The 20,155-nt window shown below is 55.4% G+C and carries 14 protein-coding genes; all 14 read left to right on the top strand.

All coding sequences use genetic code 11. The features are described from left to right. Positions 1 to 4: 4 nt before the first annotated feature. Entirely contained in the window at positions 5 to 1,549 is a 1,545-nt protein-coding gene (locus KO088_RS07670) for a RagB/SusD family nutrient uptake outer membrane protein (RefSeq protein ID WP_251419888.1), read from the top strand. Between the two features lie 29 nt (positions 1,550 to 1,578). Continuing rightward, the gene (locus tag KO088_RS07665) at positions 1,579 to 2,652 is read left to right on the top strand and encodes a zinc-binding metallopeptidase (protein ID WP_009433646.1); all 1,074 of its coding nucleotides are present in this window, start codon (positions 1,579 to 1,581) and stop codon (positions 2,650 to 2,652) included. A 28-nt stretch (positions 2,653 to 2,680) separates the two neighbouring features. After that, the gene (locus KO088_RS07660; RefSeq protein WP_215494252.1) at positions 2,681 to 4,006 is read left to right on the top strand and encodes a DUF4302 domain-containing protein; all 1,326 of its coding nucleotides are present in this window, start codon (positions 2,681 to 2,683) and stop codon (positions 4,004 to 4,006) included. 9 nt (positions 4,007 to 4,015) lie between these two features. Further along, positions 4,016 to 5,122, top strand: a complete 1,107-nt coding sequence (locus KO088_RS07655; protein ID WP_215494251.1) for a BACON domain-containing protein — start codon at positions 4,016 to 4,018, stop codon at positions 5,120 to 5,122. A gap of 185 nt (positions 5,123 to 5,307) precedes the next feature. Further along, positions 5,308 to 6,645 (top strand): AAA family ATPase, encoded by a 1,338-nt coding sequence (locus tag KO088_RS07650; RefSeq protein ID WP_215494250.1) that lies wholly within the window; start codon positions 5,308 to 5,310, stop codon positions 6,643 to 6,645. Continuing rightward, positions 6,638 to 7,495, top strand: a complete 858-nt coding sequence (locus KO088_RS07645) for an RloB family protein (protein WP_215494249.1) — start codon at positions 6,638 to 6,640, stop codon at positions 7,493 to 7,495. Before KO088_RS07650 ends, KO088_RS07645 begins: the two co-directional genes overlap by 8 nt. A gap of 809 nt (positions 7,496 to 8,304) precedes the next feature. Next, positions 8,305 to 8,475, top strand: coding sequence for a hypothetical protein (locus KO088_RS07640; protein ID WP_215494248.1), 171 nt, complete (start codon positions 8,305 to 8,307; stop codon positions 8,473 to 8,475). Between the two features lie 31 nt (positions 8,476 to 8,506). Beyond that, a complete protein-coding gene (locus KO088_RS07635) occupies positions 8,507 to 10,696 on the top strand; it encodes a hypothetical protein (RefSeq protein WP_215494247.1) in 2,190 nt (729 codons plus the stop codon). Positions 10,697 to 10,906: 210 nt separating this feature from the next. Next, positions 10,907 to 11,950: a hypothetical protein gene (locus KO088_RS07630; RefSeq protein WP_215494246.1), complete on the top strand. Its 1,044-nt coding sequence runs from the start codon at positions 10,907 to 10,909 to the stop codon at positions 11,948 to 11,950. 63 nt (positions 11,951 to 12,013) lie between these two features. Further along, positions 12,014 to 13,291 (top strand): hypothetical protein, encoded by a 1,278-nt coding sequence (locus KO088_RS07625; protein ID WP_215494245.1) that lies wholly within the window; start codon positions 12,014 to 12,016, stop codon positions 13,289 to 13,291. An 847-nt stretch (positions 13,292 to 14,138) separates the two neighbouring features. Further along, entirely contained in the window at positions 14,139 to 15,332 is a 1,194-nt protein-coding gene (locus KO088_RS07620; protein WP_215494244.1) for a saccharopine dehydrogenase family protein, read from the top strand. Positions 15,333 to 15,615: 283 nt separating this feature from the next. Further along, the gene (locus KO088_RS07615) at positions 15,616 to 15,990 is read left to right on the top strand and encodes a cysteine hydrolase family protein (protein WP_251419885.1); all 375 of its coding nucleotides are present in this window, start codon (positions 15,616 to 15,618) and stop codon (positions 15,988 to 15,990) included. Positions 15,991 to 16,031: 41 nt separating this feature from the next. After that, positions 16,032 to 18,137, top strand: a complete 2,106-nt coding sequence (locus KO088_RS07610) for a M3 family metallopeptidase (protein WP_215494243.1) — start codon at positions 16,032 to 16,034, stop codon at positions 18,135 to 18,137. 166 nt (positions 18,138 to 18,303) lie between these two features. After that, on the top strand, positions 18,304 to 20,145 hold the full coding sequence (locus KO088_RS07605; RefSeq protein WP_215494242.1) for a DNA polymerase III subunit gamma/tau: 1,842 nt from the start codon (positions 18,304 to 18,306) through the stop codon (positions 20,143 to 20,145). The last annotated feature ends 10 nt before the right edge of the window (positions 20,146 to 20,155 follow it).

Here is a 20,155-nt window from a genome sequence, read left to right as displayed (position 1 = left end):
CACTATGAAACGACTATATAGAATGGCTGGACTCTGCCTCCTGGCAGGCGCCCTCGGTAGCTGCAATCGCTACCTGGATACCATGCCCGATACCCGTACAGAGCTCAACCGCGCTGACAAGATCGAGCGCCTCCTCGTCTCGGCTTATCCGACGCTCCTGCCTATGGGCTTCACGGAGAACCGTACCGACAACGTCGAGGACAACGGCCGCCTCTTCGAGGATAATCACATTGGCAATCACGAAGCCTTCTTCTGGGAGCCCTCCAGCGGGACGGCCTGGGACGATGAGACGAACTTCTGGAGTACCTGCTACAGCATGGTCGGTACAGCCAACCAAGCTCTGAAGTCCATCGAAGAACTCGGCAACCCCAAGGAGCTGGAGGCCGCCCGCGGTGAAGCGCTCCTCTGCCGTGCCTATACCAACTTCATTTGGGTCAATGTCTTCGGTCAGGCCTACAACGGTCGTACCAGCGACAAGGATCTCGGTATCCCTTACTTCACGAAGCCCGAGACGAAGCTCGAGCGTGCCGTACCCCGCCTCTCCGTGGCGAAGGTCTACGAGCTCATCGCTAAGGATATTGAGGAGGGTATTCCCTTGATCAATGACGACCGCTACAGCAAGCCCATCTTCCACTTCACGACGCGAGCAGCGAAGGCCTTCGCCACGCAGTTCTACCTCTACTACGAGAAGTGGGATAAGGCCAAGCAGTATGCAGACGAAGTGCTCGGTACAGGTGCCGTCTCCAATCTGCGTGATATGTCGAAGTACGACAAGCTGACCAACGCCGATGAGATCTGCCATGCCTATATCCGCGATGACGAGCCTGCTAACCTCATGCTCATCGTCACGCGCTCACTCTGGGTCCGTGCGCTGACGTCCTACCGCTACGCTCACAACGGGCACGTAGCTTCGACGCAGACCTATCGTAGCCCAGGCCCATGGGGACGCTACTTCCCCGTCTATGACCGCCTCTTCGGTTCGAACAATGGTGCACTCTACTACCCCAAGTATCGCGAGCTCTTCGAGATCACTGACGTCGTAGCTCGCACGGGGCAGCCCCACGTCGTGGCGTTTCCCTTCACGGTGGACCGCGTCCTCTTGTGGAGAGCTGAGGCCCGCGTGATGCTCTCTGACTTCGACGGTGCTGCTAGCGACCTCTCCGCTTGGTACGTCTCGAAGAAGGGACAAGCTGCTACAGCTCAGCAGATCTCTGACTACTACAACGTCGTCATCAACCCCACCGATCCCGACGATGTACGCGAGGCGATGATCCGCAAGCAAGAGACGGTCTCCAAGCCCCTGCATCCTAAGTTCGACATCGCTCCAGGTATGCAGACGAACATGATGCACGCCGTGCTCCACGCTCGTCGTATCCTCAGCATGCACGATGGTACGCGCTGGGATGATATCAAGCGCTACGGCATCGAGATCACCCACAAGCTTTACACGGGCGAGACGATGACGCTCAAGACGGACGACCATCGCCGTGCCCTCCAGATCCCTGCCAGCATCCTCTCGGTAGGCGTAGAGCCCAACCCTGGGTACTAGACACGAACCCCCTTATCAGATCAGACACTATGTATCTACATAAGATCAAGCTCTCCCTCTGTGCAGCCCTCCTCGTGGCTACACTCGGTGGGTGTAAGGATAGCGACCAGCCCGATCCCTCTCGTCACGTCTCTAAGGCAGAGGCCAAGGAGATGACGAGCTTCGACCGCTGGCTCAAAGAGAACTATACCGACGCATACAACGTCAGCTATATCTATACCCTGGATGATATCGAGGCCGACCGCTCACGCAACCTCGCGCCTGCCAAGCTCGAGAACAGCATGAAGCTCGCTAAGATCATCCAGCACGCATGGTATGGCGCCTATGACGAAGCTACGGGCCGCCTTGACTTCATGCGCAAGGCTTCGCCCCGTCAGCTCTTCATCGTCGGCTCCGCTTCGTGGAACGGCGACGGCACCATCACTCTCGGTACGGCCGAAGGTGGGCTGAAGGTCACGCTCTATCAGGCGAACTGGCTCAACGTCAACGACCCTCAGTGGCTCAATACGACCTTCTTCCAGGTCATGCACCATGAGTTCAGCCACATCCTGCACCAGAATAAGATCTGGCCTACGACGGAGTACGACGCCATCTCTGAGGGCTATGCTCCCACCTCGTGGTTCAACCGCCGTAGCCTCAGCGACTACGCGCCTCTAGGCTTCATCACGGCTTACGCCAGCAGTCAGCCCCGCGAAGATATCGCTGAGATGACGGCTTGCTACATCACTTACCCCAAGAGTCAGTGGGATGCGGTGATGAATGCCGCTGGTGACGAAGGCCGTGCGAAGCTCAATAAGAAGATGGACATCATCAAGAAGTACATGAAGGGTACGTGGGGTATCGACATGGATCAGCTCCGTGCTATCGCCCAGCGCCGTCTTGAGGAGGTGGTCCGTCTGCCTCTCATTGAGAGCTCTTGGCAGGAGCTCCTCGGCTCTTCACTCCGTGGAATGCCACAGGCTGCTCGCATGCTCGCTGGCTACGAAGCTGCTCGTGACGCTGTCGTCGAGGAGCTGATGCGCCATCCGAAGTTCCTCGAGCTACAGGAGGGTGAGCATGCAGACCACGCTAAGTGCCAGGTCATCACCCAGTACTTCCACTAATGTCAGACCCCCTAATTCATAGACTACGATGAATAAGAATATAGCGATAGGGCGGGCTGTCCTGCAGGGTGCCCGTCTTGGCCTCCTCGCTGCTGCAGGCTTTGTCCTCGGGGTGCTTCCCTCATGCCGTCAGGAGCCCGATGCGATCTTCGACAAGTCTTCTTCGGAGCGTGTCGATGCCCTCACCTCGGAGCTGCAGAAGACCCTCACCGCCTCCTCCACGGGCTGGGTGCTGGAGTACTATCCTCACACCCAGCTCCTCTACGGGGGCTATCCCGTGACGATGACCTTCGGTGCTAAGAACGAAGTGCTCATGGCTTCGGATGCTCCCGTGAAGGGCCACTCTACGGCAGAGGTCAAGAGCAACTACCATCTGAAGTCCGACAAGATGGTCTCGCTGAGCTTCGATACGTATAGCTCTCCTCTGCACCTCTTCTCTGACCCCGATAAGTCCTACGGGGCTGGCGAAGGGAAGAGCTTCGAGGGCGACTATGAGTTCACCTTCGTTCGCTCGGTCTCGCCCGATACGCTCTATCTGAAGGGCCGTAAGACGGGTGTCGTCATGCGCATGTTCCGCCCGCAGGTAGCTGCTAAGGAATATCTTGCGAAGGTCCTCGACCTGAAGTCTCGTGCCTATACCTCGGAGAGTATGTACCAGCAGCACCTCTACGGGCTGACGGGTAAGCTCGGAGGCAAGGCCGTCGTGGCCTACCTCAATAATGAGGGATACAACATCCTCACCATCGAGGATGCTGAGACGGGCAAGAAGACGGAGGTCCCCTACGTCTACACGCCTGATGGCCTGCAGTTCCACAAGGAGTACAACGGTGTCTCCACGCTGCTGTGGAAGGATGCAGATAAGAGCTACAACACCCCTGCGGGCGAGAAGCTCACGGCACGTACTGACCCCGACTACGCTGGCTTCGCTCACTATCTCGGTGAGTATGACCTGATGTGCACGGGCTGGGCGGCGCCTCGCACCGTCACCTTCTCGCAGGCTGCACGCAACCTCTATCGTATCACGGGTATGGCACGCAACCTCACGATCTACGCTACCTACGACGCTGCTAAGGATCGCTTTGAGATCAAGACGCAGAAGCTCGAGAATACGGGGGGTGCCTTCCTCGCTGTGTGGGCTGCTCCTAATGGTACCAACCTCTCGTGGGGCACAGGCTTCGGTATGTATAGCAAGCTCGATGAGACCTATACTACGGGCAAGCGCTATAAGCTGGTCGATAATGGTATCTGGGGTACATTCATAGCAGGCTCCTATATCCTTTGGAAGCCCGGTGGTGGCGAATACAAGTCCTTCGGTGACTCTCGCTTCACTTCGCCCGTATTCACTAAGAAATAAGTAAGAGATATGAAGATCATACATCGCTCGCTCGGGGCGCTCCTCCTGGCTTCGCTTACGCTCCTCGTAGGTGTCAGCTCCTGCCGCAAGGACGACCCTGCTACGAAGACCGAGCACACGCTACGCGTCCTCTCCTCTGAGCACAACTTCACTGCTGCAGGTGGTACGGGGACGATCACGCTCGCCGAAGGGGGCTTCACCGCGAAGTCGGAGGCCAGCTGGATCACCCTTGGCGCTACCGAGGGTACGAAGGTTACCTTCACCGTCGCACCCTTCACTGAGCCCACGACTCGCACGGGCCTCATCACCCTCACGCGAGGCGACGAGACCCAGCAGGTAGCCATCTCCCAGCTCGGTGCCTACAGCTACGTCTCCGATCTGGAGTCAGCCTACACCATCGAGCGTAAGGGCGGCACCATCGAGATCGTGCTCGTCGGGGACATCCGTCCCAGTGAGGTCAAGATCGAGGGCCTGCCTGAATGGGCATCCTTCAAGATCGAGGACAAGAAGCTCCTCATCACGGTCGAGAGCACGAATGTCTTCCAGCGCGAGGCGAACCTCACGCTGAAGCTGAGTGATCTCTACACCAAGAGCTTCCGCCTGATACAGTCTTATGGCCCGCTTGGCTACAATGCCATGCTCGGCGATTACACGCTGACCTACATCGCTGCTTACCAGGGCGAGAAGAAGACGGCAGACGTCAAACTCATCGCTGACCAAGCTAAGAAGGGCTTCATCTTGCAGGGGCTCGCTGCTGATATCCCAGTAGCCTTCGAAGAGAAGACGAATACGCTGACCATCAAGCCACAGGAGCTCGCGAAGCCCCAGGGCGTGACGGCATCGCTCATCCTCGCTTCGTATGCCGGCTGGTTCCCAGGTCCCAATGGCAAGGCTACGGGCGACCTGACGTGGGCTGCCGACTACACCTACTCCGCTACGTGGGATGCGGTGTCTATTGAGCACCCCGCCTTCCCCTTCGCTCCCTCGGAAGCTGGGAAGACTCGAGGTCATCACGGCCTGCACTTCTTCCTCTTCGAGGGTGGTAGCTATAAGAGTGCCTACTCGGGGACTACGGGGATTCACACGATCCTTGAGTTCTCGCTGACGAAGAAATAGCACACACTCATTCTTGCTCTTTCCCCTGGCGGGCCGGCCCACATGTTGTGGATCGGCCCGCCTTCATATTGGTGTGGGCTTTGTGGTATAATAGATAGTCGAGTGTAAGCGTGAAAAATTCACGCATGTGTTTGTGATAGGAAGATAAAGCCTTATCTTTGCTTAGTCAACACAAGAATATACCAATGCTACTACGTCTTATCTTGGAGAATTTCCTGTCGTTTGAAACGGCACAAGAGTTCCATATGTTCCCTAATCGTAAGCGTGAAGGGAATGTAGAACATATCTATTCTTCTAATGGTATACCCCTCTTGAAACAGGCTGCGATCTATGGGAATAATGCAGCAGGGAAGTCAAATCTCTTCAAGGGAATCAATACCCTACGTCGTTTTGCTTTAGAAGAAGCATTTTTGACAGAGGCATTTGTGACACGTCACCGCTACCGACTAAGCTCGAATCAGGATGTGCGCCCTATAGAGCTCTTAGTGGAGTTTGAAACTCAGGATCAGCCTTTTATTTACGATGTTGCTGTGTCGGAGCGAGGTGTTGAGCGAGAGGATCTATACCTCTCAGGTGTAGGGTCAGAGAATACTCTCCTTTACCACCGGGCTTTAGAGACTGTCGAACTTGGAGAAGCTTTGCAGAAGGCTCAACAAGAGCAGTGGCAACATACCAAGGATATTGTGGAGCGCATGCTTGGGGAGAGCCATCGCTATGCTTCCTTTCTCTCGCTGCTCAAGACCTTCCCTGTTCTGGAGGATAAGGCGGTTGCGAGGGCCTATAGTTGGTTTAAAGAAGAGCTTTCTGTTATTGGGATGCACTCCGAACTGCCACGGCTTATCGAGTTATTAGACCAGAATGAAAAGGTGTTAAACTTTGTCAATCGTGTTTTTTTACAACTTTCTATTGGGGTTGATGGGGTGGAGGTAAATACTACGGATGCGGACGAATGGCTCCGTAGTCATAGTGGGTCCATCACAAGTGAGGATTTTGGTCAACTAAAAGATAATCAGGTGCTTAGTGCGTATTCTTCGACTCGTCGCCCTCTTTTTTCGACTTTATCGGAGCAGGGGAAGATGAAGGTGCAGGAGTTGCTCTTCAAACAAGTGAGCGAAGCCGGAACTTTTGATTTAGATATTCAGGACCAATCGGATGGGACAGTGCGCCTCTTGACCCTTCTCCCTGCAATCTATTCAGCCGTGAAGTCCAAGAAGACAGTCTTTATCGATGAGATCAACCATTGCCTTCACCCTCAATTGCTCTTTGATTTGGTGCGCTTCTTTGGCAAATCGACTACGCGAGGGCAACTGATTTTTTCTACCCATGAGACTGAGTTGATGGAGCAAAATCGCTTGCTACGTAGCGATGAGATTTGGCTTGTGGAGAAGGTCTTGGGAAGTAGCACCTTATACTCATTGGATGAGTTTAAGCTACACCATACGACTTCGATACGCCGAGGCTATAGGGAGGGGCGTTTTGGAGGTAGCTACGAAGGCGCTATCGAACTTGAGTCCAATGCGTGACCTGCACTACGACAATCCGAAGCGGGGGAAAAGGTCTCTCTGTCCTCAGTTTGCCTCTTCTCAGGAAGTGGTTTCCATGCCTTCTGGGGTAGAGATATCTTTCTTCCCTCCCAATTCCGAAGCATATACACCGAGGGCTAGGGGGGAGAGGGAGCCTGCTCTCTTCTTTGTCCTGTCAGGAGGTGAGAAGCGGGAGCGTGATTATTTCAGGCAGCTGGAGAGGCAAGGAATTACCTCTCTCAAGCTTCTCTTTGTTTCTCCTCAAGGGCAAAGGTCGGGTCAGAATAGCCAGTCTCATTTAGGGTCTTCTCCTCGAGATATGAAGACTTACTGGCGGAATGCTTATGACGTAAAGACGCATGAGGTGACGGTGAATGATGAGAGCTTTCAGGTAAAGGGGATAGATCGGGTCTTTTTCCTTACCGATTTGGATAACTTTCGATTCGAACTACAGGAGCTCCTTGCAGAAGAAGGTGATGTGCCTTATCGCTGGATCATTAGTAATCCTTGCTTTGAGATGTGGCTGTATTATAGCTATTGCGAGGAGGATCCTGAGGAAAAGCTATCAACTTTAAGCTCACTTAATGAAGTTAAGCGACCTAAGCATCTCAAAGGTCTGTGTAGTCAGTTGCTCCTTGGCGGTATGGATCCACGAAAGGCCTTTAAGCTGATCAATAATGCGCTATCGCGAGCAAAGCAATATGATAAGGGGATTGATGAGGATGGAATTCCTTGTCTTTTCACGACGCAGATGGTGGAGGTAGCAGAGCAAATCTGCAAATATATCGCTCCGAAAAAAACTGGTACAAATGATTTCAAGGAGGGGCTCCCGCAGAGAACAAAGGTGTAGCGTCTTATCCTTTACCCTATAGTGCATGGTCGATGTACTCTTCTCATTTTCTATCCCTTCCAACCGGATTGGTTATATCTCAGTGGTGGTCGTGCTTCAATAGTTGAAAGAGAGGGCACATCATTTTGCTATTGTGCAGCTTGTCTGACGAAGAAATAGCACACACTCATTCTTGCTCATTCCCCTGGCGGGCCGGCTCACTGTCTGTGGGTCGGCTCGCCTTTCTTTTGTGCTGTGGGTGAGGACTGTGCGTCGGTTGGGGTGGCTGGGTGTGACTTATCGATCGCCTAAGCACTACGGGAGGGTGGTGTCGACCTATATTGGTCACTGCTCCGACCTATACTGGTCGCGTCGCGGACCTATATTGGTTGCAGTCGTGACCTATATAGCTTCGCCCATCGACCTATATAGGTTCACACCACCTCTCCGTATAGGTCCCTTCGCAAAGGAATAATTACTTGAGGAGACAGGAAGCCGTGACGTTGCGGGAGGGTAGGGTGGTAGCAATAGTTGTTTGCACTCGGTTCAGTAGTGCTTCGGGGTGCAAATGACTAGTGGTTTGCATGTCAAGCGAGTAGTTGTTCGCACCCCAAACCAATAGCCGTTTGACTGCAGACCAGTAGTCATTTGCAAATCACTCTGCTACAATCCAGCTTGCAGATGAGGTGGGGATTTTGATGTGGGAGCCGTGTTCTTGCGGGAAGATTCGATGGACTTTTCGTAACTATTTTATAAATTTGCCACCCTTTTCCCCTTTAGCCAAGGTGGCGAAGGGGGTGTATCGTACACACATTTTAATGTATTTGTCTATGAAGATGATTTACTCGCTTCGTGAGCCGTATGATCCTCCCAAGGGGGAGATCTTCAAGCTCCGTACTGGTATGAGTATGCTGGTGGCATTCAGCCTTGAGGAGGTTGATGATCCCGAGATGGGACCCGACTTGACCCCCCGTGAGGATATCCGTACAGACATCCTGTAGCCATCATCCCTATTCCCTTAATCCCGATAAGATGAGAAAACTTCTACCTATACAGCTGGCACTATTCGTAGGTTTGTCAGCACTCTCCTTCTCTTCATGCCGTCAGGCCGAGCCTATGACGACGGCGACAGCCAGAGAGGCTGCCGTGACTGAAGCCTGGCGCCCAGGCCGTACCTATACTGCCGAGCTCGAGGCGGAGGTCGATGACCGACCTATCGCTGCCACTGCACAGAGCGCTCGTGGGGCTTACAACTCCGCCAGCCATGTCGAGACCCATGAAGGGCTACCCTTTGTCCTCAAGTCAGATGCCTATTCGGCAGGTCAGGAGACACATACCCATATTGTTCCTAAGATCGACTTCGACCGCACTACGAATGGCAGTGGTGCTGAGCGTCAGCATAGCCTGAAGTCCGTGCTCGCCCTCTATGATAAGACGGCAGGGAAGACCCTTCTGGCAAAGGCTCAGTGGGGAGTCCGCTTCGAGAAGGTCGCTGGCCAGTCTGATAAGACGCGACTCACGCTGCAGAGCGTCGAGCTGGGCGCAGGCGCGAGCCTTGATCCCTCGCATGACTGGTATATGATGGGCTTCTTCGGTGGTGCTGAGATCTCTGGTGGTAAGGTGTCCTTCAGGCTGAACCGCGCGCTGAAGAATGCCGACCAGCTGGAGGACTATGAGTCCGATATGTCCCTGAGCAAGGTCGGCGCTGGTGACCGCCTCTCGATGGTCGTCCCCTTCGCTACGGGCTGGCGTCAGGTCCAGGTGGATGGCACGAAGATTACCCCCAAGGTGACGGCTGGGCAGACACGCACGGATCGTATGACCTTCACTCCGCAGGCCGCCTTTGTTGAGCTGCGTGTGGCGAGCTACATGAGTCAGCCTATGACCCTCGATCCGAAGATCACGATGGAGTCGAACTGCCTCGTGACCGAGGGTGTCTATGACTTCTCTTCGCTCGGTGCTGGGGATAGTCGATTCAATTCAGCCACTCCCTCCATCGAGCCGAATGCGTATTGGACGCCAGAGGGGACGAAGAAGACGGGCGTCACTAATGAATGGATTTACGTCAATGGCGTTCACTTCGTCAGCACCTTTACGCTGAAGGACTTCCCTACGCAGATCAACGCACGCTCGGGGAATCAAGCTACGGAGGTCGCTGGTCGCTATATCTTGGCTGTCATGCCCACGGACCCTGCGAAGCCCCTTGCAGCCATGGGGAAGTCGGTGAATGGGCTGATCCGGAACTTTTGTCAGACGCTCTTCTATGGTCATCCTACAATGAAGAAGGCTACGGGCGCTGCACCTACGACCCAGGCAAGTAGCTACAGCCGCGATCCTAAGCAGCTGACTCCAGAGTTCGGTACGCGCTATCTCTTAGGCTCTACGGGGGATGAATTTAAGGGGCGTCACTCTTACTCTATGACGCTACGTCTCCTTCGTCCGATGCTGCCTATCGAGCGCCTCTATGTCCATAATGGGCTGGAGCTGGGCTCCTGGCTGAGGTACGCTGATGCGCAGAAGATGCCTGCCGCCAATATGCGTGCTGAGCTGAAGAATGCCTACCGCCTGCCCTACTGGACAGAGATCGGTACGCTCCTCACGGTGAACTACAATACGCTCACGAGTGGGTCTGTACAGAATTGGGGCACTGGGTATAGTCGCATCGCCTCTGTGATCCCTAATTCGAAGCGCGTCTTGCTCGAGCCCAAGCCCTTTGGGATGTATGATATGGCGAACTTCTATAGCTGGCGTGATAATATGCTCTACGGGATTATGTATATCGACCCCGATATCAATACGCAGAACTACCGCAAGAAGGAAGGCGGATATACGAAGCCAGGTAAGCCAGGGGGCTATGAGCGCACGAATATGTATAAGGTAGCCGTGCGAATTAGCTTCCCTACCGATCAGAAGATGAAGCTGGATACCTACTATATCGGGTCGAATCTCGATATCAACAACCAGTTCTACTATCTGATGCATCCCTCCTTCTGGGCTACGGTGGATCAGAATGCGATCATCTCACGTACGCTACCCTTCAACACGCGTAATGATAAAGCGATCTACTACTGGGGGGAAGGCATCTCGACGGAGTATGAGAATATTAATCCGCCCTGCATACCGATTCTGCGCTCTGGTGCTTCGCTGGTGGATGATCGCGTCACAAGGGATACGAGAGGGAGTGCTAATACCCTCTATTGGCTGAAGGAGCGCAGCTGGTAGCTGCGCTCCTACGGGGGAGGGTAGTAGATGACTTTTTGATAAAAAGTGTATCTTTGTAGGCGATTAGGCTCCCTGAAGCTTCGAATTTTAGGTGTTTGGAGCCTCTTCACCTCCCTCTCCTTCCGTAGTAGTACTGGCTGTGGCAAGTGGTTATCGCTGCCCTTGGTCTGGTACTATATCATCAAAATGAATTGTTCTATAATGCAATCTATGTTTAAAAAATTACTTCTATTTACAGGTCTCTTTGGCGCGCTCCTCGGCTCTTGCCGTCAGGAAGATGCCAATAGACTGGCTGATGACGCCACTACCCCTGCGGGTCCTGGCGTAGAGCTCCTGCTCGACTTTGGCGCAGATCAGCTGCGCGAGACGCCTACGTCTCCTGCCGAAGCGCAGGCGCAGGCAGGCCGTGCCTTTGACTATGTCGTCTATGATGAGACGGATGGTGGCACGACGAAGACCGCTCCCCACCTTGATCCTTCCACGGTGACGGGCGACGTCACGGCGACTGTCATCCTCCGCTCAACGGTTCGCTCTCAGCCTGTCACGATCACCACGGTTACGATGGAGCGTCGCACGACTTACCCCGATGGCTCTGCTGTGCCAAGCGATCGCCTCTACCTCCATACGAAGAAGTCTGGTGCATCCATCACGGCTGCAAGTGGCTCTAACTTCACGAAGGGTACTTGGAGTATGTCGCTGATCGTCGGCGGTACGCTGAATGGTCGCACGCTGTCTGTAGACCCCAATAACCTCGAGTCTGTGAAGTATAGCTCTGATGCTCAGTCGGACCAAGGGATCGACCTCTTTAGCGCTAATGGTAAGTGGAACCTCAAGGGGATCACTAAGGCGACTAAGGGGAGCAGCTATACGGACGCTGAGCGCGCTAAGCTTGACGTACCTTACTTCTCTGAGTGGATGACGCTTGAGGATGGTAACTATGTCGATAAGGGCAATGGCAGCATTCCTACGCTTTCCTTCGGGAGCCGTCGCTTCTCCCTGCGCCCTCAGGGGACGCTCCTGAGACTTGAGATTAAGAATGAGAACTTCTCCTCGATCAAGCTCGCAGGGATGCGTATCCTCACGAATATGATGACCTTCCGTGGTAGCTACAACCTCTCGGATGAGAATATCCACTCTTCAAAGGATCTCGCTGCTCATTGGACGGGCCTTCGTGCTGACGGGACGGATGTCATCGACTCGACGGCTGCCACCTATGGCTGGTCGCTGCCCTTCCCTAACTATACCGACTTCTGACTCAAGGAGAAGGAAGATATCGCTACGGGCGCTAAGTCCTCTAAGTACTACCTCATCTGGGCTATGCCTCAGACGGACGCTGCTACCGAGCAGAGCCGTGGTGGTGTGATGCACGTCCTCCTCTACGATGCTAATCGCACGGGTGTTGAGTACAATCGCGTTGGAAGTAATGGTACGATGCTGCCCAAGGCACTTATCCGTAAGCCTCTCTTGACGCGTAACTTCCCCGCAGGTGCCTTCCGCCTCTCATCTACGAGTCGTGGCGGTCAGAGTATCCGTCTCGTAGGTGCTCAGACGAAGATCTACACCTTCCTCCACTACCTGAAGACGGCAGATGAGGGGGGCTACCGTTCCTATGCAGAGATGCAGAATATGACGGTGGCTGAAGGTGATGCGCTACCCGATATCAATTACTGGGCGTCGATTTTCCCTGGGAAGCTGCCTGACAATCCCTTTAAGGACACCTCTTCGGATGGTAAGAACTTCACCTACACGCACTACCTCCACTCCTATGATGATAATGCCTCTGTGCCGAAGGCCTTCAATACAAACATGTATGGCTATCTTCGGGGTGCAACAGAGACCTTGGCTAACTATCCCATAGTCTTATCTGGTCAGGAGCGTTATGAGAGAAAAGCATACAGTGGCCTCCACGAAAGCCTCTCGGGTCAGGCTCATAACATCGCTGCGATCAGAATCCCTGCCGAGATGCAGATTCCCTACATCGTAGGGGATACAAAGAAGCCTCTGCAGTACAAGACGGATGGAGCTAATGAGGGCCTTTACTTCTCGACGTCCTATGTCCGACTCGGAAACACGAGGCATCCAATGACTGGATATATGATCGTTGGCTGGGGTGAAGGGCAGCAGTTCTTGACGGCCAATGCCTATCAGTTCGATACAAGGGCGTCAAAGTTGCATGTCTACTCTCGTTATCTTGGTCCAGCATTCCATCGCCCTTATACGGGAAGCTTCGCTACCCACTATGGTTGGGATATGCCTTGGATTCTTTGGAAGGGAGGCTCTGATAAATACATGGACTATGAGCCTGAAGCCGATGACGCACAGCGTGAGCTGACCCTCGGTGGGTATGAGTATAATGGGCACCGCCAAAATAACAAGGGGGTTACAGGCTCGCAGAACTCGCTCTTCTACTGGATCCGTAGTACGGAAGCCGAACCTCAGTGGCTCTACTACTATGGGGAAAATATCCAGAGTAACCGTGGTCCCATGGGTGTCGGTACTGCGACGAAGGCGAACGGTTGGACGTTCAATGCTACTGAGCAGGGTAAGCTGAAGGCTTATATCCGCCTCTTCTCTAAGAAGCCTATCGCTAATTAATCTTACGTAGGCTAATATATCATCAGCTGGCTCCCTCTCCTCTTGCAGGAGGGGGAGCCAGCTTGCTTTAGGGCGGTGACTAAAAGCAATAGTCGTTCGCACTCGGATCAGTAGTGGTTCGTGGTGCGAACGGCTATTCGTTTGCAGACCGACTTCCCGATCCTTACTCCGCGAGCCCCTATAATTACGGAGTGGATGCGCCTGTCGCGAGGGCCCTATATATAGGTATATGGGTGGGTAGAGCTATATAGGATGGCGAAGAAAGCTATATAGCTTTGGACTGATTCCTATATAGCTTTACTTGGATTCCTATATAGCTTTACTTGGATTCCTATATAGCTTTACTTGGATTCCTATATAGCTTCGTGAAGTGACCTATATTGGGTTGTTGCTCCGTGCAGGGATAAAAGTTGCGGACAAGCGGTAGAAAAGTGTGGGCTACGTACGTGGCTCTAATATCTACGTACGTGGATATTTGGGTTTACGTGCCTGGTCTTTAAGACTACGTACAAAGACAGAGGAAAACCACTACGTGAAGGCGCTTTTCCCTTCACGAGAATGATGCTTTTCCTTCCGCTGAATAAGAGGAATACTCGCGATAAGGCGAAGGGCTTGTGTATCACTTCGGAGAGGTCTGTCGGGGGGCTGGGCGCGCGATGCCTTAGCAGAATAAATAGCGGGCAGGACTCTCAGAAGCAGTCTCAGGAGAGCGGATGCAAGGCGCTCTCTTGAGGGGAGCGAAGGGCTTCCCTCTACTTTTTGTACCTTTGTGTAGATCTGTACCTTAAGTGGTATAGACGGAAATCGTATTATTTATCCTTTAGCCTAAGAAGACTAAGAATAGCGTATGGGAAGAGTCCTCATTATCGGTGCCGGCGGTGTCGGTACGGTAGTGGCCAAGAAGGTGGCACAGAATAGCGACGTATTCACTGAGATTATGCTCGCCAGCCGCACGAAGAGTAAGTGCGATAAGATTGCCTCCGAGATTACCAATGTCAAGATCCAGACGGCAGCCGTCGACGCTGATAACGTCCCCGAGCTCGTCGCTCTGATGAAGTCCTTCAAGCCAGAGCTGGTCATCAATGTCGCTCTGCCCTATCAGGACCTCCATATCATGGATGCTTGCCTCGAGGCAGGCGTCAATTACCTCGACACGGCGAACTATGAGCCGCTCGACGAAGCTAAGTTTGAGTACAGCTGGCAGTGGGCCTACAAGCAGCGCTTCGAAGAAGCTGGGCTGACGGCTATCCTGGGCTGTGGCTTCGACCCAGGGGTGACCGGGGTCTTCACCGCCTATGCTGCCAAGCACCACTTCGACGAGATCCACTACCTCGATATCGTAGACTGCAACGGTGGGGACCACCACAAGGCCTTCGCCACGAACTTCAATCCCGAGATCAACATCCGCGAGATCACCCAGAAGGGTAAGTACTACGAGGATGGACAGTGGCGCGAGACCGAGCCTCAGGAGATCCACAAGCCCCTGACCTATCCCAACATCGGGGTGCGTGAGTCTTACCTCCTCTACCACGAGGAGCTGGAGTCGCTCGTGAAGAACTTTCCCACGATCCGCCGTGCACGCTTCTGGATGACCTTCGGACAGGAGTACCTGACCCACCTGCGCGTCATGCAGAATATCGGTATCACGCGTATCGACCCCGTCCTCTACAACGGCGTCGAGATCGTCCCCATCCAGTTCCTCAAGGCGATCCTGCCTAACCCCGGTGAGCTCGGTGAGAACTACACGGGTGAGACGTCCATCGGCTGCCGTATCCGCGGTATCAAGGACGGCAAGGAGAAGACCTACTACGTATGGAACAACTGCAGCCACCAGGCTGCCTATCAGGAGACCGGCGCTCAGGGCGTGAGCTACACCACGGGTGTACCCGCCATGATCGGTGCGATGATGTTCTTCAAGGGCCTCTGGCGTCGCCCAGGCGTGTACAACGTCGAGGAGTTCGATCCAGATCCCTTCATGGAGAAGCTCATGAAGCAGGGCCTGCCTTGGCATGAGCAGTTCGACCTCGATCTCGAGCTCTGATAAGACTTGAGATGCGGCGTAGCGGAGCCGCCTGAGTACCCTCTCTTAGAGGCCCAGCCTTGGGGCACTCAGGCGCCTTCCCCGCGCGCCACCCCTTATCCCCTCACTCTTTACCCCCAAAAACCACACCACTACCTCTAATCATGAACATCCTGCTGATCGTAGATCCCCAGAACGACTTCATCACCGGCTCCCTCGCCATCGAAGGCGCGATCCCAGCGATGGATTACCTCACCGCTTACGTCAAGGAGCACCATGCCGAGTACGACGCTATCGTCGTCCTATGGACCAGCATCCTGCCGACCACTGTAGTTTCGATGTCTCTGGTGGCCCATGGCCTATCCACTGCGTCCGCTATACTACGGGGGCTGCTCTCTATCCTCCTCTGTCTGATGCGATCATGGAGCGCAAGCGTCAGGGGCAAAATGTCCTCTTCATCCCCAAGGCGATGACTCGCCACAAGGACTCTTACAGTGCCTTCCACGATGCAGTGCCCGACCTCCTCATGAACGCGCGCCGCATCGACGTTGCGGGCCTCGCAGGGGACTACTGCGTCAAGACTACTATCGAAGATCTCAGACGCCTCCTCTACGCCCCTCAGATCCACACGATCGATGAGGCCATCGCCTGGATTGGCGAGCCCCAGCCTCTGGTGTAGCTCCCCCAGCGACCTCCCACCTCTAATTCCCCCACACACCTATGAAACGACTCATTGCCACTCTGAGCCTCCTCGCTATGCTCACTGCTTGCCAGACCAGCTCGACCAAGGAGAACCCCCTCCTCACCGAGAGCACGCTTGACTACCAAGCTCCCGACTTCAGTAAGATCCGCCCAGCACACTTCGTCCCCGCTATCGAGGAGGGGATCCGTATCCAGCTCGCCGAGATCGACAGCATCACGAGCAATACGGCTGCTCCGACCTTCGAGAATACCGTGCTGGCGTATGAGAAGTCCGGTCGCCTCCTCGCACGCGCTACCTCTATCCTCTCAGGCCTCGTAGGTGCTGACGGCACCGAGGAGCTGCAGAAGATCGACGAAGAGACGACGCCTATGCTCTCCGCCCACCACGATGCGCTGCTCCTGAATGAGAAGCTCTTCGCTCGTATCAAGGCCGTCTACGACCAGCGCTCCAGCCTCCAGGGCGAAGACCTGCGCCTCACGGAGGTCCTCTATGATCAGTTCGTCCATGAGGGCGCTCTCCTCTCAGCTGCCGACAAGGAAGCTCTGAAGAAGATCAATAGCGAGATCGCTGTGCTGCAGACGAAGTTCACGAATCAGGTGAACGCTGGCACGAAGGAAGCTGCTGTCCTCGTCGACAAGGTCGAGGAGCTCGATGGCCTCCCCGAAGAAGCGATCACCCGTGCTGCCGAGGCCGCTGCCGCTGCAGGCCACAAGGGTAAGTATCTGCTGGAGCAGACGAATACGTCACGCCCAGGCTACCTTGCCGACCTCAACAATCGTGATGTCCGTCGTCGCGTCCTCGAGGCTTCGCTCTCGCGCTGCTCGAGCGGTGATAGCACGAATACGCACCCCACGATCACCCGCATCGCAGCCCTGCGCGCCGAGAAGGCAAAGCTCCTCGGGCTGCCCAACTTCGCCTCTTGGGCGCTGAGCGACCAGATGGCTGGTCGTCCCGAGGCCGTAGAGCGCCTCATCAGTCAGCTGGCTCCCGCCCTTCGTGCCAAGGTCGCTGACGATGTCGCCGAACTCGAAGCCTTCGCTCAGCAGACGGAGGGGAAGGACTTCAAGCTCGCTGCTTGGGACCTCGACTACTATGCCGAGCGCCTGAAGAAGGCTAAGTACGACCTCAACGAAGCAGACCTCAAGCCCTATCTCGTGCTGGATAGCGTGCTGAAGAATGGGGTCTTCTACGCAGCCAACCAGCTCTATGGTCTGACCTTCAAGCCCCGTCCTGATATCCCTGTCTATGCTGATGGCGTACAGGTCTACGAGGTCTTCGACCAGGATAATACCCCCATGGCCCTCTTCTATACGGACTACTTCCGTCGCCCAACGAAGACGGGTGGGGCGTGGATGTCGAACTTCGTCCAGCAGAGTACGCTCTTCGGTACGAAGCCTGTCATCTACAACGTCTGCAACTTCGAGGCTCCTGCTAAGGGCGCTCCCGCCTTCCTCACCTCGTCGGATGTAGAGACGCTCTTCCATGAGTTCGGCCACGCTCTGCATGGTCTCTTCGCTTCGCAGAAGTACGAGACGCTCTCGGGTACGAATACGCCCCGTGACTTCGTGGAAATGCCCTCGCAGTTCAACGAGCACTGGATGACGGACTCTGTCGTCCTGCGCCACTACGCCCGCCACTACAAGACGGGTGAGCCTATGCCTCAGGCACTCATCGATAAGATGAAGGCTGCTGCTACCTACGGACAGTCCTACGCACTGGCAGAGAACCTCGCTGCTGTGACGATCGATATGGCTTGGGGTATGCTCCCCGCTGGTCAGACGGTGAGCGATGTAGATGCCTTCGAGCGTGAGGTGCTCGCTCGTGCTGGTCTTGACTTCGCCCTCGTACCTCCCCGCTACCGCTCGGCCTACTACCTGCACGTCTTCGCTGGAGGCTATGCTTCAGGCTACTACTCTTACCTCTGGACGGAGGTCCTCGACCACAATATCTTTGAGTGGTTCGCCGCACACGGCGGGCTGACGCGTGAGAATGGTCAGCGCTTCCGTGAGATGGTCCTCTCACGTGGGAATACCGCTCCTGTCGGCACGTTCTTCACGAACTTCACCGGCCTCACGGAGCCCGATATGTCGAGCCTTCTGCGCTTCCGCGGCCTCACGAAGTAAGCTAAGGGAGCTTCGTCACCTCCCCACATAATAGGCGCCCCCCCATCCCTCGGACTGAGATCCGTCGGGTGGGGGGCGCTACTTTATTATAGATAGCACTCCATAGGCTGGAGCGGAATACGTATCTTTGTCCTACCAGTAATAGATCCAGCACAGACCTCGAAGAATGACAGAGCACTACGTCGTCTCCGCACGCAAATACCGCCCCGATACCTTCCGTAGTATCGTCGGGCAGGAGGCTATGGCCTCCACACTACGCACCGCTGTTCGCTCGGGCAAACTCTCCCATGCGTACCTCTTCTGTGGCCCCCGTGGGGTAGGGAAGACGACGGCGGCACGCGTCTTAGCGCGGACGATCAACTGCGAGAACCTCTCGGCCGAAGGGGAGGCTTGCGGGCAGTGCGAGAGCTGTAAGGCCTTCGAGGAGCAGCGCTCCTTCAATATCTTCGAGCTGGATGCTGCGTCGAACAACTCCGTAGAGGATATCCGCCAGCTCACCGAGCAGGTGCAGATGCCTCCCGCGCTTGGTCGCTACAAGGTCTATATCATCGACGAGGTGCACATGCTCTCGGCGGCGGCCTTCAATGCCTTCCTCAAGACCCTTGAAGAGCCCCCCTCGTACGCTATCTTCATCTTAGCGACGACGGAGAAGCACAAGATCCTCCCCACCATCCTCTCGCGCTGTCAGATCTATGACTTCAAGCGAATCACCGTGCAGGATATCACCCGCCATCTGCGCTACGTCGCCGATAGCGAGGGTATCGATGCCGAGGAGACGGCGCTCGGGCTCATCGCTGAGAAGGCCGATGGGGGGATGCGCGATGCGCTGTCGATGTTTGACCGTATCGCCAGCTTCGCCGGTGGACATATCACCTACCAGCATGCGCTGGAGAGTCTGAATGTCCTTGACTATACCTACTTCATCCGCATCTTCGAGCTCTTCCTGAGTGGGGACCATCGTAGTGTCTTGCTCCTCCTGGATGAGCTGATGGGTAAGGGTTTCGAGGGACAGACGATCCTCACGGGGCTCTCCGCTTTCGTGCGTGACCTCCTGGTAGCCCAGCATCCCGAGACGCTCCAGCTCTTGGAGAAGCCCGATGCCGTAGCCGCCTCCTATGCGACCATTGCCCAGCAGTGCACACCTGCCAGCCTCTTCGCTGCGCTCAAGACTCTGGTGCAGGCCGATCAGCAGTATCGCGGGGCAACGAATAAGCGCCTCTTAGTCGAGCTGAGCTTTCTCAGTATGGTCCCTCTCTTCAAGCGGGACTCTGACCTCAATCTCCCTGCTGCGCCAGCCCCCGCTGCACCTCAGACGGCTACACCACAGGCAGCTCCTCAGACGCCCCCTGCGACTACACCCCCAGCTTCTCCTGCGCCCAAAGCGCAGACAGCTCCCGTAGCAACTCCCGCGCCACAGGTAGCTCCCAAGCCAGCCCCTTCGGCGGTGACGCCTCCTCCCGCGGCAGCTGAACCGACACCCGCGCCCGCACCTGCACCTGCGACATCTGCTACACCTCCCCCTCCAGCTCCCCCCTCCTCCGCTCCTAAGCGCCTCTTCGGAGCACGCCGTCGTGCAGACGCTCCCAGCGAAGCCTCTTCTACGGCTCCAGCAGAGGCCCCTGCCCCTGTCGAGGATAAGGACTTCACGGAGGATGACCTCCAGCGAGCTTGGGTACGCTTCGTCGAGCAGGAGCTGACGCCCTCACAGATCCTCTACCGCAACATCCTGCGCCCCGAGCTACCGAAGCTCTTAGACGGCGTGCAGGCAGAGATCTCCCTCCCACCAGGTGAGGCTATCCATACCACGGTGATGGAGGTCTATCCCCAGCTCGTGGAGTTCCTCCGCACGACGCTGCAGAATCGGAAGTTCAACCTCGTCCTGCGCGAGAAGACTGTAGAGGAGCAGGCGAAGATCATCCTCACCCAAGAGGATCGCTTCAATCAGCTCGCGGAGATCAACCCCGAGGTGCGCAAGCTCAAGGAAGCCCTTGGCCTACGCTTCTCCTAATCCCAGACCA

The sequence above is a fragment of the Porphyromonas bobii genome, from assembly GCF_943169685.1.
Taxonomy (GTDB): Bacteria; Bacteroidota; Bacteroidia; order Bacteroidales; family Porphyromonadaceae; genus Porphyromonas; species Porphyromonas pasteri.
This window is presented reverse-complemented; position numbering and strand designations above follow the sequence as displayed.